Origin of the sequence: Janthinobacterium sp. 1_2014MBL_MicDiv (assembly GCF_001865675.1) — a bacterium.
Lineage (GTDB): Bacteria > Pseudomonadota > Gammaproteobacteria > Burkholderiales > Burkholderiaceae_D > Janthinobacterium.
In genome coordinates this window covers 6,121,841-6,137,447 of sequence record NZ_CP011319.1, presented here as the reverse complement: position 1 = coordinate 6,137,447, position 15,607 = coordinate 6,121,841, and the positions used below count along the sequence as shown (strand labels likewise).

Annotated in this window: 14 protein-coding genes; 4 read left to right on the top strand and 10 right to left on the bottom strand. The window is 63.4% G+C overall.

Annotation, left to right across the window (positions count from 1 at the left end):
- Nucleotides 1-18 precede the first annotated feature (18 nt).
- The 4 genes from YQ44_RS26660 to YQ44_RS26645 form a co-directional block, all read right to left on the bottom strand.
- A complete protein-coding gene (locus YQ44_RS26660; protein WP_071325947.1) occupies nt 19-1,074 on the bottom strand; it encodes a bifunctional nicotinamide-nucleotide adenylyltransferase/Nudix hydroxylase in 1,056 nt (351 codons plus the stop codon).
- Nucleotides 1,071-2,786, bottom strand: coding sequence for an NAD+ synthase (locus YQ44_RS26655; protein WP_071325946.1), 1,716 nt, complete (start codon nt 2,784-2,786; stop codon nt 1,071-1,073). Before YQ44_RS26655 ends, YQ44_RS26660 begins: the two co-directional genes overlap by 4 nt.
- Before the next feature lie 95 nt (nt 2,787-2,881).
- Complete coding sequence (locus YQ44_RS26650) at nt 2,882-3,394, bottom strand: ClbS/DfsB family four-helix bundle protein (protein WP_071325945.1); 513 nt, start codon at nt 3,392-3,394, stop codon at nt 2,882-2,884.
- A complete protein-coding gene (locus YQ44_RS26645) occupies nt 3,394-4,038 on the bottom strand; it encodes an ArsR/SmtB family transcription factor (RefSeq protein ID WP_071325944.1) in 645 nt (214 codons plus the stop codon). The genes YQ44_RS26650 and YQ44_RS26645 overlap by 1 nt, the downstream gene beginning before the upstream one ends.
- Nucleotides 4,039-4,101: 63 nt before the next feature.
- On the opposite strand from YQ44_RS26645, the gene YQ44_RS26640 reads away from it, so the two are divergent.
- Nucleotides 4,102-4,590 (top strand): DUF2938 domain-containing protein, encoded by a 489-nt coding sequence (locus tag YQ44_RS26640; protein WP_071325943.1) that lies wholly within the window; start codon nt 4,102-4,104, stop codon nt 4,588-4,590.
- On the opposite strand, the gene YQ44_RS26635 is transcribed toward YQ44_RS26640, so the two are convergent.
- The 5 genes from YQ44_RS26635 to msuE all read right to left on the bottom strand — a co-directional run bounded on the left by YQ44_RS26635 (nt 4,587) and on the right by msuE (nt 10,535).
- The gene (locus tag YQ44_RS26635; protein WP_232251003.1) at nt 4,587-7,058 is read right to left on the bottom strand and encodes a DUF3772 domain-containing protein; all 2,472 of its coding nucleotides are present in this window, start codon (nt 7,056-7,058) and stop codon (nt 4,587-4,589) included. The two genes, YQ44_RS26640 and YQ44_RS26635, sit on opposite strands and share 4 nt — an antisense overlap.
- 209 nt (nt 7,059-7,267) lie before the next feature.
- Complete coding sequence (locus tag YQ44_RS26630; protein WP_071325942.1) at nt 7,268-7,666, bottom strand: VOC family protein; 399 nt, start codon at nt 7,664-7,666, stop codon at nt 7,268-7,270.
- A gap of 184 nt (nt 7,667-7,850) precedes the next feature.
- Complete coding sequence (locus YQ44_RS26625; RefSeq protein ID WP_071325941.1) at nt 7,851-8,879, bottom strand: methionine synthase; 1,029 nt, start codon at nt 8,877-8,879, stop codon at nt 7,851-7,853.
- 26 nt (nt 8,880-8,905) lie between these two features.
- Nucleotides 8,906-9,883, bottom strand: a complete 978-nt coding sequence (locus tag YQ44_RS26620) for a DUF1852 domain-containing protein (RefSeq protein ID WP_071325940.1) — start codon at nt 9,881-9,883, stop codon at nt 8,906-8,908.
- A gap of 70 nt (nt 9,884-9,953) precedes the next feature.
- Nucleotides 9,954-10,535, bottom strand: a complete 582-nt coding sequence (msuE, locus tag YQ44_RS26615; RefSeq protein ID WP_071325939.1) for an FMN reductase — start codon at nt 10,533-10,535, stop codon at nt 9,954-9,956.
- Between the two features lie 128 nt (nt 10,536-10,663).
- On the opposite strand from msuE, the gene YQ44_RS26610 reads away from it, so the two are divergent.
- Nucleotides 10,664-11,569, top strand: coding sequence for a LysR family transcriptional regulator (locus YQ44_RS26610; RefSeq protein WP_071325938.1), 906 nt, complete (start codon nt 10,664-10,666; stop codon nt 11,567-11,569).
- Between the two features lie 10 nt (nt 11,570-11,579).
- The gene (locus YQ44_RS26605) at nt 11,580-12,449 is read left to right on the top strand and encodes a methylenetetrahydrofolate reductase (protein ID WP_071325937.1); all 870 of its coding nucleotides are present in this window, start codon (nt 11,580-11,582) and stop codon (nt 12,447-12,449) included.
- 199 nt (nt 12,450-12,648) lie between these two features.
- On the opposite strand, the gene glmS is transcribed toward YQ44_RS26605, so the two are convergent.
- Nucleotides 12,649-14,478 (bottom strand): glutamine--fructose-6-phosphate transaminase (isomerizing), encoded by a 1,830-nt coding sequence (gene glmS, locus YQ44_RS26600; protein WP_071325936.1) that lies wholly within the window; start codon nt 14,476-14,478, stop codon nt 12,649-12,651.
- A gap of 161 nt (nt 14,479-14,639) precedes the next feature.
- Here glmS and YQ44_RS26595 point away from each other — a divergent pair, with 161 nt between their 5' ends.
- A complete protein-coding gene (locus YQ44_RS26595; protein WP_071325935.1) occupies nt 14,640-15,113 on the top strand; it encodes an Lrp/AsnC family transcriptional regulator in 474 nt (157 codons plus the stop codon).
- The last annotated feature ends 494 nt before the right edge of the window (nt 15,114-15,607 follow it).

Here is a 15,607-nt window from a genome sequence, read left to right as displayed (position 1 = left end):
GTGCCCCCTCAGCGGCCCTCAGCGCCCCTCGTGCGTCAGCTTCAGGAAGTGGTTGAGGATGTGGAAGTGGTCCTCGAAGAATTCCTCTTCCATGGCGGGCAGCGCGGCCACCGGCACCCACTGCGCCAGCGCCGCATCGTCGGCCGCCGTCACGGCCGGCAGCTGGCGCGTCTTCAGGTCGAAGTAATGCGCATGCGTGATGGTGCGCCCGCGCTGGCTGCGGTCCGGGTGGTCGAACACGGCCACGCCGACGAGCGCCTCGACCAGGGTGGGCGCCAGCACGCCCAGCTGGGTTTCTTCCGCCAGTTCGCGCAGCGCGCCCTGCAGCAGGCGTTCGCGCGGCTCCAGGAAGCCGCCCGGCAGCGCCCACAAGCCCTTGCCCGGATAACCGCCGCGGCGCACCAGCAGCACGTGGCCGCCCGTCTGCACCAACGCATCGACGGTGGTGAAGATGGGCGGATACGGCGCCACGCGCCAGCGCGCCTTGTACGCCTCGATGGCGCGGTATTCCTGCACCAGCGGCGCGTACCACGGCAACAGGGTCCACGCCTTCAGATAGTGGCTAATGGCCGCCGGCAGCAGCTGCGCCACGGCGCTCAGCGACACGTCCACGTCCTCGGCCTCGAACAGCACGTTGCGGATCGCCGTGGCGCCGATGGGCGCGCCGGCGTCGATCTCCAGGTTCAGCAGCTGCCAGTGGGGGAAGTGGTGCAGGTAGTAGCTGGTGGCGTCCTTGAAGCAGGCCACCAGGGTCACGCGCTGCGCCCTGGGCACGGCGCCCGCCACGGCGCGCCGCACGGCATCGGCCCACAGGCCATCGTCGTAGTAATCGCGCACGGCCACGTAATGCACACGCGCGCGCTGCGCCTCGGGCAGGGTGGCGGCGATCATGGCGGCCCGTTCCTGCCACGTAAACGGGTTCTTCGGGCTGCGCGCATGGAAGGCGGAACCGAGCACCACCACCACGCTGGCGGCGGTGGCCAGCGCCGTCTGCAGCAAGCCCGCATGGCCATTGTGAAAGGGCTGGAAGCGGCCGATCAGGATGGCCGCGTCGGCGGAATAGGCGAGAGTCATGCGTCGTCTCCGGTGGGATAGTGGGCGGCGATCGGCAATTGACGGCCGCTGCCAAAGGCGCGCGAACGCACGCGGATGATGGGCGCCGCCTGGCGCCGCTTGTATTCGTTGCGGGCGACCAGGCCGAGGATGCGCGTCACGAGGGCCCGCCCGTCGTCCGTCTCGCGCAGCTGGTCGACAAAGCACAGCGCTTGCGCGCTCTCGGCCGCCGGCAGGCGCTTGCCCTCGATATGCCATTTGAGGATTTCATCGAGCACGGGATACGGCGGCAGGCTGTCGGTGTCGCGCTGGCCCGGCGCCAGTTCCGCCGACGGCGGCTTGTCGAGCACGGCGACAGGGATCAGTGCGCGCCCGGCGCTGGCGTTGAGGTGGCGCGACAGGGCGAACACTTCCGTCTTGTACAAGTCGCCGATCAGCCCCAGGCCGCCATTCGTGTCGCCGTACAGGGTGCAGTAGCCCACCGAGATCTCGCTCTTGTTGCCGGTCGTGAGCAGCAGGGCGCCAAACGCATTCGAGTATTCCATCAGGATCGTGCCGCGCACTCTGGCCTGCAGGTTTTCCAGCGGCAGCCCCTGCAGCTTGCCATCGAAGGCCGCCGCATAGCCCGTTTCATATTGGGCCACGATGTCGCGGATCGGGTGCGTGTAGAGGGCGATGCCCAGGTTGGCGCACAGGGCGACGGAATCGGTGACGGAGCCGGCGCTGGAAAAGACGGACGGCATGGTGATGGCCACCACGTTGTCGGCGCCGAGCGCCTCGACGGCCAGGGCCAGGGTCAGCGCCGAATCGATGCCGCCCGAGCAGCCGACGACGACTTGCGTGAAACGGCAGCGGCGCGCGTAGTCGCGCAAGCCGAGCACGATCTGGCGCCGCGCAAATTCCACGGCGGGGATGCCGTCCGGGTCGGGCACGGGGAAGGGCTGGCCATCGGTGCGCATAAAACGGCCGCCGGCAAAGCGCAGCAGCTGGAAATCCTCGACGAAGCGGGCCGCCTCGTACTGCACGCCATCGCGCGGAGAGACGGCGAACGAGGCGCCGTCGAACACCAGCTGGTCCTGGCCGCCCACCTGGTTGACGAACAGCAAGGGCAAGTTCACGCGGGCGCAGGCGGCGCCAAACACGGCGTGGCGCTGCGCGCGCTTGCCGATGTCGGACGGGCTGGCGTTGATGCTGACGACCAGGTCGGGATGCGCCGCATGCAGGGCGTCGAACGGGTTGACGGCGTAGGCGCGGACATCGTCATTCCAGCCATCCTCGCAGATCATGAAGCCGACCTTGCAGCCGGCGATATCGAGGGTGCAGGCGCCGGGCGGGCCCGGCTCGAAATGCCGGCCCTCGTCGAAGATGCCATACGTGGGCAGCAGCTGCTTGTAGTATTCGGCCACGATGCGCCCGTCGCGCACGGCCAGCAAGGCGTTGTACAGCGGCTTGCCGACGCCGGGATTGGGCCGCGCCGCGCCGATGACGGTGACCAGCGCCGGCCAGCGCGTCGACGCCTGCAGCACCGTGTCGAGGGCTTGCCGCATGTGCTGCAGGAAGGCAGCATCCTCGAGCAGGTCGCCCGGATAATACGCGCACAGCGACAGTTCGGGACACACGAGCAGGTCGGCGCCATCGCCGCTGGCGCGTCCCATGCGCGCGATGATGGCGGCGACATTGGCGTCGAAATCGCCCACGGTGGGATTCATCTGGGCGAGGGCGATGGTCAGCATGGTGCTCCTTGAGTCGGTTGCGCTTGAAACCACTATCCTGCCTGAAATTTTCCTGAGCGTACTGATGCAATCGTGCAAGCCTGCCGGTCCGCTTGCTACAAGGTCTTCAACCAGGCCCGCAAGCGCGTGCGCGCATTCGCATACGGCGACGCCGTATTGAACTGGATCATGCGCCCCATCGTGTAATGCGTGTACCAGGGCTGGCCATACAGTTGCGCATCGTCATGCTGCTCGATCAGCGCCAGCAGCCGGTCTTTCGCCTGCGCCAGGCGCTGCTGCAAATCTTCCATGCCGAGTTCAGCATAGTCGGCATAGAAGCGCTGCGCCAGTTTTCCTAGAGCGTTCCACGTGAAACCTTCGGCGGGAAAGGCGATCTCGTCCATGCGTTTGCCATCGCGCAGCTGGGCGTGCCAATGCAGGACCAGCTCGTTCCAGCCCACCAGGTAGGCGAGCAAATCGCACACGCTCATGCGCGTGCCCTGCACCTGCCCCTCCAGCACGGGTACGCGCGCCAGCGCCGGCGGCACGCGCGCCAGCTCCTGCGCCAGCCTGGCGTAGCTGGTGGTGATGGCCTCGACCAGTTCCCGCTTGCTGTTGGGGATCGCCATCACGCCGCCCCGGCCACCGGCAAGCCGGCCGCGTGCCAGTCGTCGTAGCCGCTGTCGAGGCGGCGCACGTGCAAGCCATGCTGGCGCAGGGCCGCCACCGCCTGCACGGACAGCACGCAATACGGGCCGCGGCAGTACGCGGCGATGTCCTGGTTCGCTGGCAATTCGGCCAGGCGGCGCTGCAAGTCGTCAAAGGGAATATTGATCGCACCGGGCAAGTGGCCGGCCGCGAATTCCCGCGCCGGACGCACGTCGAGCACGGTGATGCTGGCCTCGTGCATGCGCGCCAGCAATTCGTCGCCCGTGATCGCTTCCACATGGTCGCCCCGGCCCAGCGCCTGCAGTTCGCTGCGCTGGTGCTGCGCATACAGGTGCAAGGCATCGAGCAGCTGGACGATGGGCCCGCTGCCGAGCCGGTACAGCACGCGCTTGCCGTCGCGGCGCGCCTGCACGAAACCGGCGCGCCGCAGCTGCTGCAAATGCTGCGACGCGTTCGCCACGGACAGGCCCGTCAATTCCACCAGTTGTTCCACCGCATATTCGCCATGCGCGACTTGCTCAAGCAGGCGCAGGCGCGGTGCACTGCCTAAAATATGGGCAAAGCTGGCGGGGCCGGTGAGGCCATCGATATCTGCATTTTTCATTGACACGATGCTAGCACCCTTATAACATTCAAGCAATCAATTGAATGTTATAAGGAAGAGTCGATGCAAATACAATGGCAAGATGCGCTGGCAATCGGCGTGGGCGCGACGGCGGTGATGGATGTGTGGGCCGTGGCCCTGAAACGCTTCTGGTGCATTCCCTCGCTGAACTTTGCGATGGTGGGACGCTGGCTCGGCCATCTGCCGCGCGGCACCTTGACCCACGTCAATATCGCCCAGGCGGCGCCCGTGCGCGACGAGGCCATCCTGGGCTGGACGTTTCACTATGCGATCGGCGTGCTGTTCGCGGCCGTGCTGCTGGCGCTGGTGGGACAGGAGTGGGCGGCGCAGCCGACGTTCGCGCCGGCCCTGCTGGCGGGCCTCGTCAGCGTGGCCGCGCCGTTTTGCATCTTGCAGCCGGCCCTGGGCGCCGGCATTGCCGCCAGCAAGACGCCGCATCCGAACGCGGCCCGCCTGCGCAGCCTGATGGCTCACGCGGCGTTCGGCGTCGGCCTGTACCTGGCGGCCCTGCTGTGGTCGACCGTGCGTTAAGTCGTCAGGGGCGGCACCGGTGCCGGTGCGGCCGCCGGGGCCGCCGCCACCGCCGAGATGGGCGGCGCCTCGGGCTGGGCTGGCACGCTGCTCAGCACCATCGTGCTGGGCTTGGAAATCGGCATGTTCGCCGCGTGCAGGCGCTTGAGCAGGTCGAACAGCAGATTGCTGCGCACGCCATACGCGAGGCGCGGCGAAGCCACATAGCCGGTGGCGTTGAACATCAGGTAGCCATTGTCGATGCCGTCGAGCTGCACGCTGGGCGCCGGCGTGTCCAGCACCTCGTGATTGTCGACAAAGGCGGCCAGGATCAGCGCGCGCGCCTCGTCCGCATCCGTGGACAGGGGCAGCGGCAATTTGAGTTGCACCAGGCCCAGCGGATTGGCCAGGGTCACGTTGCGCACCGTCTTGGTGATGAATTCCGAGTTCGGCACGATCACCGTCGAGCGGTCGCCCAGCTGGATTTCCGTGGCGCGCACATTGATGCGGCGGATATCGCCTTCCACGCCGCCCAGGGAGACCCAGTCGCCCACCTTCACGGGGCGCTCGGCCAGCAGGATCAGGCCGGACACGAAGTTCTGCACCACCGCCTGCAGACCAAAACCGATACCCACCGACAAGGCCGACGCCACCCACGCGATGCGTTCCAGGCCGATGCCGGCCGCCGACAGGGCCAGCGCCACGGCCAGCACGCCGCCGATATAGCCGAACAGGGTGATGAACGACACTTGCATGCCGGAATCGAGATTGGTGGTCGGCAAGTAGCTGTTCTGCAACCAGCGCTTGAACAGGCCCAGCGCGATGAAACCCACCACCAGCACCAGCAGCGCCTGGATCATGGCGGCAGGGCGGATCGCCACCTCGCCGATGGCCAGGCCATCCTGCAGCTTGCCGACGCGCTGGAACAGTTCTCCCGGCCCTTCGCCGAACGGCGCCAGCAGCAGCATCAGCGCCAGCAGCACGACGATGGCGCGGCCTATGCCCGACAGCAGCACGGCCGCCTGGTCGCGCGCCTTGGGCGTGGCCAGCACGGGATTGACAGCGTCCGCCGGCGGCGGCGTGGAGGCCAGCAGCATGCAGATATCGTCGACCAGCACCGTCAGCAGATAGGTGCTGCACACCACCACGATGACCCAGGCGATCTGCTTGGCGACAAAGCTGCCGAACGCCACATAACCGATCAGCAAGCTGATGACGCTGGACGCCAGCGCCAGCCACAGCAGCACCGTGACGAAGCGCAGCCATAGCGGCGTGACGAGATGGGCGGGATCGGCTTCGCGCAATTGGCGCCAGCAGCGCTCGGCGCGCATCAAGCCGTACGCGATGGTCGTGCTCATCACCAGGGCGACGATGCAATTGACGGCCACGGCCGTCGACAGGCCCGCATTGATGACGATGGTGACGCGCTCCGTCGCCCATACGAGCACGACGATGAAGGAAAACATGGAGGGGAAGTTGCGCATGCGGTGCGCCAGCGCATCGGGCAGGGGCAGCAGCCGCCACGAGACGCGCCGCGGCGACAGCAGCGCGTGGCCGAGTCCGGCCGTAAAACCGGCAAAACAGATGATGCCGATCAAGCTGCTGAGGAAAGTCGAGGTTTTCTCGGACAGGCTACCATCCCAGCGCAAGCCCATGGCCAGCAATTCCGCCACCAGCCCCGGCGTGGCCAGCGCCAGCACGAGCACGGCCAGCGCATGCAGCGAACGGCGCAAACGGCCGTGCGGCACGCGCGTGGCCGTAACCACCAGCAAGTAGCGCGAAGCCCAGATGCTGGCGCCGATCACGGCCACGATGGCGGCCAGCAAGCCGCCCCAGGCCGACCACGGCGTGGCGCGCGCCGCGTTCGCCAATTCCAGCTCCAGCGCCCGCAGGCGCTGCAAATTCTGCGGCAATTCGCCATGCAGCTGTTTCCAGAATGAACCGGCCAGGATCGACGCCGTGCGCTCGCCCAGGCGCGCCTGCAATTGCGCACGGCGCGCGGTCGACACTTGCTCGGAGGCCTGCGTCGCTTCCACCGCCAACAGGCGCGCCAGCTTCACCTGCGCATCGAGCGCGCTGCTGGTACGGTCCAGCTGGCTGCGCTGCGCCGCCACGTCCGGCGCTTCCTTGCTGCCCGCCACCGGCTTGCCCAACTCGGCCAGCCGCGCCTGCACGCTCGACAAGGTGGGCGCGAGCGATTCGGCCACCTTGTCCGCCTCGGCGCTGGCCGCCAGCGCATCGGCCCGCATCTGCGACAGGGTCGCGTCATCGAGGTCGGCCTCGCCATCGAGCGCCTTCTGGATGCCCGTGATCTGCTTGCGCAAGCCATCGAGGCGCTGATCGGCCGTGGCGGCATCGTCGACGGGCTGCGCCCAGGCCGGCGGCGCCGATAGCGAACACGCCAGCAGCAGGGTCAACAGCAGCGGCAGCAGCCAGCCGCGCCAGGGCTGGCGCGCGGAAGAAAAATATGGGGTACGGAAAGAAATCATGCGGTCCTATCGGCCAGGTCAATACGGTGGAAGCGAGACGGCATCACGCCAGCGGGCACAGCGGCTGCAGCGGCCGGCGCCGGGGCGATGGGTGTTACGGGAGTTGCTGAACTGTACGGCAAACAGCGACAGACTAGCGCACTCCTGCGATGGATGGCGGAACTTTTCGTGCGGCAATGCGGGAGAGCCGGGCGGCCCCCGCACGGCACTCAGGGATGCTGCCAGCTTTTGTAGACGAACTCGAGACTGTAACCATCGGGATCGAGCACATTGGCCGCGTAATAGCGCGGATCGTAATGCAGGCGCGCGCCCGGCGCGCCATTGTCCGTGGCGCCGGCCGCCATGGCAGCGGCATACGCGGCATCGACGTCGGCCATGCTGCCCGCCACCAGGCCCACATGCACGGCCCGCCCCTCCACGATACCCTCGCGCAGCCAGAAAAAGATGCGCCCCTTGGCGCCGAAGCCCTTCAGATCCGGGTGGCCGGGCGGGCCATCCTTGCCGTCATAGTCGTGCCGGACGGTAATGCCCAGCGGCTGGAATGTGGCTGTATAGAAAGCAATCGAACGGGACAAGTCGCTCACGGAAAGAAAGATATGGTCCAGCATGGCAATACTCCTGGGTTGAAGGTGATCAGCGCCGGCATCGGGGGCGGCCCGTCAGCCACAGTGCTCAGCGTACAGCAGGCAGGGCGGCATGCGTGCAGAAACAGAAACGCCGACCCGCAAAGGTCGGCGTTCGATGCGACAAATCGACGATATCTGTCTATCCATCCGGTATTTCACCCGCCTGCTAGGCCGCAAGTTCTCCGCGGATGATTTCTGCGCCGGCGCTGAGCGCCTGGAGTTTGCCTCTTGCCACTCGACGCGCCAGGGGTGCCATGCCGCAATTGGTGCTCGGGTAGAGCTTGTCGGCATCGACAAACCGCAGCGCCTTGCGCAGGGTGTTGGCGACTTCCTCCGGCGTTTCAATGGTATTGGAGGCCACGTCAATGGCCCCGACCATCACCTTCTTGCCGCGTATGAGTTCAATCAGGTCGATTGGAACACGCGAGTTGTGGCATTCCAGCGAGATGATATCGATATTGGATTGCTGCAGCTTGGGGAACGATTCCTCATATTGGCGCCACTCGGAGCCCAGCGTATTTTTCCAGTCCGTATTGGCCTTGATGCCATAACCATAGCAAATATGCACGGCCGTTTCGCATTTGAGCCCCTCGATTGCCCTTTCCAGGGTGGCAATGCCCCAATCATTGACCTCATCAAAGAAAACATTGAATGCGGGTTCGTCAAACTGGATGATGTCGACGCCGGCAGCCTCCAGTTCCCTGGCTTCCTGATTGAGGATCTTGGCGAATTCCCAGGCCAGTTTTTCGCGGCTCTTGTAGTGACTGTCATACAGCGTATCGATCATCGTCATCGGACCTGGCAGGGCCCATTTGATCGGTTGCGTGGTTTGCTGGCGTAAAAACCTGGCGTCTTCCACAAAAACCGGCTTCGGGCGGCTCACCGCGCCAACGACGGTCGGCACACTCGCATCATAGCGGTCGCGAATTCTGACCGTCTCGCGTTTGTCAAAATCGACGCCGTCGAGATGCTCGATGAACGTGGTGACAAAATGCTGGCGGGTCTGCTCGCCATCACTGACGATATCGATGCCTGCGTGCTGCTGTTCCTGCAGCGACAAACGCAAGGCATCCTGTTTGCCTTCAATCAATTCCTCGTCCTGTAATTTCCAGGGCGACCACAGTTTTTCAGGCTGGGCAAGCCAGGAAGGTTTCGGCAAGCTGCCGGCAGTCGAAGTAGGCAATAATTTTTTCATGATAGATAATTTCGTGTGTTGGTGAATCAGACAGCGTAATTCGCGGCCCATTGTTCAAGAATATGCTTGTATGGCTTGATGAAGTGCTCTTCTGTATATTTGCCCTGCTTGACAGCCAGCTGGCTGCGCTCTTCGCGGTCATAGACAATTTGCGTCAATGAATAATCCTGGTTCTTCAGGCTAGGCTGATAGCATTTCCCCGCCACGGAATTGGCGTTGTAAATCTCGGGCCGGTAAATCTTTTGGAAAGTTTCCATCGTGCTGATGGTGCCGATCAGTTCAAGATTGGTGTAGTCACCGAGCAGATCGCCGACAAAGTAAAAAGCCAACGGTGCGAAACTGTTTGGCGGCATGAAATAGCGGACTTGCAGCCCCATTTTTTCGAAATATTGATCGGTCGGGGAAAATTCATTTTGTCGATACTCGACGCCCAGTACCGGGTGCTGGTTTTCAGTCCGATGATAGGTCTTGCTGCTCGAGGCGCTGATGCAGATGACGGGCGGCTTGTTGAAACGCTCCTTGTAAGCGGGTGACTTTACAAAGTGCTTGAACAGCTTTCCATGAAAATCGCCGAAATTGTCAGGCGCGTCAAAGGTGGACTTGTTATTGTTATGCGCTGGCAGCAGCACGCTGAAGTCGTAATCGCGCACGTACGAGGAGAAGTTATTGCCCGCGATGCCATCGATACGTTCGTTGGTTTTCTTGTCGATGATATTCGGCTTCAATATCTCGATCAGCGGGATATTGCCGCCTGCGGCATCGATATTGAGCTCGACGGAAATGATTTCAAGCTCGACAGCGTAGCGGTCGCCTGTCGGATTATCCCAATGCGCCAGGCTGTTGAAGCGATTGTCTATCATCCTCAGGGTATTGCGCAGGTTCTCCTGGCGACTCTTTCCCCTGGCCAAATTGGCAAAGTTGGTCGTCAGGCGCGTGCTGTCCGATGGGTGATAGTTTTCATCGAAAACAATGCTCTTGATGCTGAATGAAAAATCTTTGCTCATGGTGATCTGCTGTCCTGATGTCTGCGAAAAGATGAATGTGTTGAGTGCTTGGTGAGCGTGGTGAGGCGTATCAGGCCGCGACCGCTTCCTTGGCGGCGGCAGCTCTTGCATGGCGCGTCAACTCGATCAATGGCAATGCCCGCTGGACCGCCAGCGAGGCCCGCTGGATCAGGGCCTCGTCCTGCAGACGATAGTCGAGGAAATCCTTGTCGGTCGCGTACACGCCCAGCGGCAAGGTGCGTGCCTGGAAGAAGCTGAACAGCGGCCGCAACTGGTGATCGATCATCAGCGCATGGCGCTCGCTGCCGCCGGTGGCCGCCAGCAAGACCGGCTTGTCGATCAAGGCATCCTGATCAATGAAGTCAAAGAAGTGCTTGAACAGTCCCGTGTACGCGCCGCGGTAGACCGGTGTTGCCACCACCAGGATGTCCGCTTGCTCAACCGCCGCAAGTTCCCGCTCCACCGTATCGGGCAGCTGGGAGCGCCACACCGCGCCGGCCAGCTGCGGCGCGAGCTGCCCCAGTTCGACCAGGCGTTGTTCGCACAGGACTTCGTCGGCGATCAGGTCCATCAGGTGCTCTGCCAGGGCTGCAGCCTTGGAAGGGCGTTGCAGCCCACCGGAAACCGCGACTAAACGCAGGGGACGTGTCATGTTTGCTTTCATAGGGAGTGATGCGCGAGGGCCGAAAAATGCCGGCAGCAAGGGCATCGATGATAGCGGTGGGCATCCATGAAGTATAATGGTCTTATTTCATACATCCATGAACATGGCTCATCTCAATGCTTGAACGCATCCACCTCAGCATCGTCCAGCAGGTCGAGAAACAAGGGTCCTTGACGGCCGCCGCGGGTGTGCTGAACCTGACCCAGTCGGCCCTGAGCCACAGCATGAAGAAGCTGGAACAGCAACTGGGCACCGACGTCTGGCTGCGCGAAGGGCGCAGCCTGCGCCTGACGCAGGCCGGCCAGTACCTGCTGGCGGTGGCGAACCGGGTGCTGCCGCAACTGGACCTGGCCGAAGAGCGCCTGGGCCAGTTCGCGCAGGGCGAGCGCGGCGCGCTGCGCATCGGCATGGAATGCCACCCTTGCTACCAGTGGCTGCTCAAGGTGGTTTCCCCCTACCTGGCTGCATGGCCCGACGTGGATGTGGACGTCAAGCAGAAGTTCCAGTTCGGCGGGATCGGCGCGCTCTTCGGCTACGAGATCGACCTGCTGGTCACGCCCGACCCGCTGTACAAGCCGGGGCTGACATTCGAACCCGTATTCGACTACGAGCAGGTGCTCGTCGTGGCCAAGGGCCATGCCCTGGCGACCGCGGCCTACGTGCAGCCCCAGCAACTGACCCAGGAAGTGCTCATCAGCTACCCCGTGGACATCGAGCGCCTGGACATCTATAACCAGTTCCTGTTGCCGGCCGGTGTCACGCCCAAGCGCCACAAGGCCATCGAAACCACCGACATCATGCTGCAGATGGTGGCCAGCGGCCGCGGCGTGGCCGCCCTGCCGCGCTGGCTGGTCGAGGAATACGCGGTCAAGATGGACGTGGTGCCTGTGCGGCTGGGCGCGCGCGGCGTCGCCAAGCAGATCTTCCTGGGGGCACGCGAGACGGACACCGCCATCGACTACGTGCGGGCCTTCATCGCGCTGGCGCGCCAGCCGGCCAACGCCATTGCGCAGGGAAGCTAAGGTAAAACCCGTGATTGATCCCGATAAGCCCAGGCCGGCCAGCAACATCGCGCACGCCTATTCCCTGGAAGTCAGTGCGAAGGACATGCCGGCGTTGAGCGCGGCGGCGTCCCGGATAGTGCCCGCGTCGACCATTGCCATTCCCTACCTGCCACGCGAGGACAACGATGCGCGACTGGCCGCGGCACGCGCCGTGCGCGGACTCGGCTTTGAACCCATGCCGCACTTTTCCGCGCGCCGTATCGCCTCGCTCGCCGCGTTTGAGTCGTTCGTCCAGCGCGCGGTCGCGGAAGCGGGCGTCGAGCGCTGCTTCGTGATCGCTGGAGACCCGTCGACCCCGATGGGACCGTTTTCCGACAGTGGCGCGCTGATCGACACCGGCGTTTTCGAGCGCGCGGGCATCAAGGTGATCGGCGTGGGTGGTCACCCGGAAGGTCATCCGGTCATGAACACGGCCGCTCAGTGGGAAGTGCTCGAACGCAAGTGCCGCAGCATTGACGAGCGCGGCATGACGCCCTTGATCGTCACGCAGTTTGCCTTTGATGCCGACATCGTGTTGACGTGGTTGCAAGCGCTGCGCGCGCGTGGCATTGCGCATCCGGTGCGCGTCGGCGTGCCGGGCCCCGCCAGCATCGCGGTGCTGGCGCGCTATGCCGCCTTGTGCGGCGTGAGCGCCTGCGCCTCGATGTGGTCGAAGTATGGCGTTTCCATCGGCAAGCTGTTCGGCACGGCGGGGCCGGATCTTTTTGTCGAGCGCCTGGCCGCCGGCCTGACAACAGCGCATGGACAGGTCAGCCTGCATTTCTTTCCATTTGGAGGCATCGCCCAATCCGTGAAGTGGATAGAGCAGTACCGTTCCCGCATCGCCCCCGCCCCTTGAACATCACAGCGCATGCACAGGCCACTGGCCGATGCCTGACGCATGAATACGACGCCGCGTGACGGCAGGACGGCACGCCTATCCCGGCATTCGCCTCCGGAAACGAAAAAACCAGGATGGCGCGCCGGTGGACCTGCCGGTGCGACGAGCGCCTCGCCGGCGACATGGCGCCGCCAGCGACAGGCGCAATCCGGCCCGTTTACTCCACCGTGACCGACTTCGCCAGATTGCGTGGCTTGTCCACGTCCGTGCCGCGCGCCAGCGCCGTGTGATATGCCAGCAATTGCAGCGCCACCACGTGCAGGATCGGCGACAGGTCGCCGTAGTGCTCGGGCAGGCGGATGACGTGCAAGCCTTCGCCGGAGCTGATGTGCGAATCGACGTCGGCAAAGACGTACAGCTGGCCGCCGCGGGCGCGGACTTCCTGCATGTTCGACTTCAGCTTTTCGATCAGCGCATCGTTCGGCGCGATGGTGACGACCGGCATTTCATTCGTCACCAGGGCCAGCGGGCCGTGTTTCAGTTCGCCGGCCGGATACGCTTCGGCGTGGATGTACGAGATTTCCTTGAGCTTTAACGCGCCTTCCAGGGCGATCGGATAGTGCATGCCGCGACCCAGGAAGAGGGCGTTTTCCTTGCGCGCGAATTCCTCGGACCAGGCGATGATCTGCGGCTCCAGCGCCAGCACGGACGCGATGGCGACGGGCAGGTGGCGCATGGCTTTCAGGTGCGCCGCTTCCTGTTCGTCGCTGAGGCGGCCGTTGACTTGCGCCAGGCACAGGGTCAGCAGGAACAGGCCGGCCAGCTGCGTCGTGAACGCCTTGGTCGAGGCCACGCCCACTTCCACGCCGGCGCGCGTGATGTAGGCCAGCGCGCATTCGCGCACCATGGCACTGGTGGCCACGTTGCAGATGGTCAGGGTGTGGTGCATGCCCAGGCTGCGCGCATGTTTCAGGGCGGCCAGGGTATCGGCCGTCTCGCCGCTTTGCGAAATCGTCACCACCAGGGTGTTCGGATTCGGCACGCTGTCGCGGTAGCGGTACTCGCTGGCCACTTCCACGCTGACGGGCACCTTGGCGATGGCTTCGATCCAGTACTTGGCCGTCATGCCCGCATACGAGCTGGTGCCGCAGGCAAGGATCAGCACACGGTCGATCTGCTTGAAGATTTTGTACGCGTCGTCGCCGAACAGTTCCGGCATGATACCCGTCACGCCTTCGAGCGTGTCGCCGATGGCGCGCGGCTGCTCGAAGATTTCCTTCTGCATGTAGTGGCGGTACGGGCCCAGCTCGGCTGCGCCCGTGTGTGCGTGCACGGTTTTCACTTCGCGCTCGACAGGCTTGCCATCGACGTCAACGATCCAGCAGCGCGACAGTTGCAGGTCGACCACGTCGCCCTCTTCCAGGTAGATGATCTGGTCGGTCGTGCCGGCCAGCGCCATGGCGTCGGAAGCGACAAAGTTTTCACCGTTGCCCAGGCCGACGATCAGGGGCGAGCCCTGGCGCGCGGCGACCACGCGGTGCGGTTCGTCGCGGCAGAAGACGGCGATCGCATACGCGCCATCGAGGCGTTTCACGGCTTGCTGCACGGTCTCGAACAGGTCGCCGTTATACATGTGCTCGACCAGGTGGGCGATCACTTCCGTATCCGTCTGGCTCTGGAACACATAACCCAGGGCCGTCAGTTCGGCGCGCAGTTCGTCGTGGTTTTCGATGATGCCGTTATGCACCAGCGCCACGCGGGCGTTCTCTTCCGTCGGCGAGAAATGCGGGTGCGCATTGAACGAGACAGGGGCGCCATGCGTGGCCCAGCGCGTGTGGGCGATGCCCGTGAAACCGCCCAAGCCTTCTTCGCCGATCTGCTTTTCCAGTTCGGCCACGCGCGAGGTGGAACGCGAACGCTGCAGGCGGCCGTCCGCGTGCAGGGCGATGCCGCAGGAATCATAGCCGCGGTATTCCAGGCGCTTCAAGCCTTCGAGCAGGATGGGAGTGATATTACGTTGCGCTACCGCGCCGACGATGCCGCACATGGAAACCTCTGTCTAAAATTTAATCAATGCACGCATGCTAATGCAGAGCAGATGAAATAAGCTTTCTAAATCATGGTATTTTTGATTGAATATTTCACGTCTATTTCGCGCTGAAATATTATTTCATTTAAAATCAATTTCTTTTCCATTTCATCAAAGCCATGAGCGATAGCAATATTACCCTCGACGATATTGATCGTCGCATCCTGAACGCCCTGCAAGTTGACGCATCGCAAACCAACAGTGAGCTGGCACGCCTGGTGCATGTGTCGGCGCCCACTTGCTTGCGCAGGGTCAAGCAGCTGACGGACAGCGGCGTGATCGAGCGCCAGGTCGCCATCGTCGCGCCGGAATTGGTGGGCGCGCGCCTGACGGCCGTCGTGGAAATCACGCTCGACGTGCAGGCCTTCGAACGCATGGGCGAATTTGAACAGCTGGTGGCGCAGGAGAGCGCCGTGCTGCAATGCTACCGCGTCTCGCCCGGGCCCGATTTCGTGCTGATCGTGCAAGTGGCCGACATGCCCGCCTACCATGCGCTGGCGCACCGCCTGTTTGCCGCACACGCCAATGTGCGCAACGTAAAAACCTATTTTTCCACCTTGCGCAGCAAGTTCGAGACGCGCATCGCCGTGTAGGCGAGGGTGGCTGGCAAGTTATCCCGACTTGCTCTCCCGCTTATGCACATGCTTATCCACATGCCGCCGGCGCCTTCCTGCCAGGCGTGACGATGGCAAGCCACGAACGGATGGCTTCAAGAATCCGTGGATAACACTGGCCGTAGCAGTTATCCCGACTTATCCGCAGCTTGCCCACCAGTTAGCCACATGCTTGTGCACAGCTTTACCCACAGGAACAACTTGAGCACTGCGATAAAATAGCCATCAAAAACAAGGACTTGAAAGTTATTCCATGCTTATTCAATCCTTGCGCACAGGCTTATCCACATTCCGGCGCGACATATTGAGCGGCCTATTTTTACGCTGGCCCGTCACAGCCATCAAGCGCCTGAGGCGTAACCGGCGGAAAAACTTATCCCGTCTTTTCCACGCTTTTTACCGTGCTTATACAAGGCTTATACCGGGCTTATCCATCACTTGTCCGCCTGTTTGTTCACATGTTTATCCACACT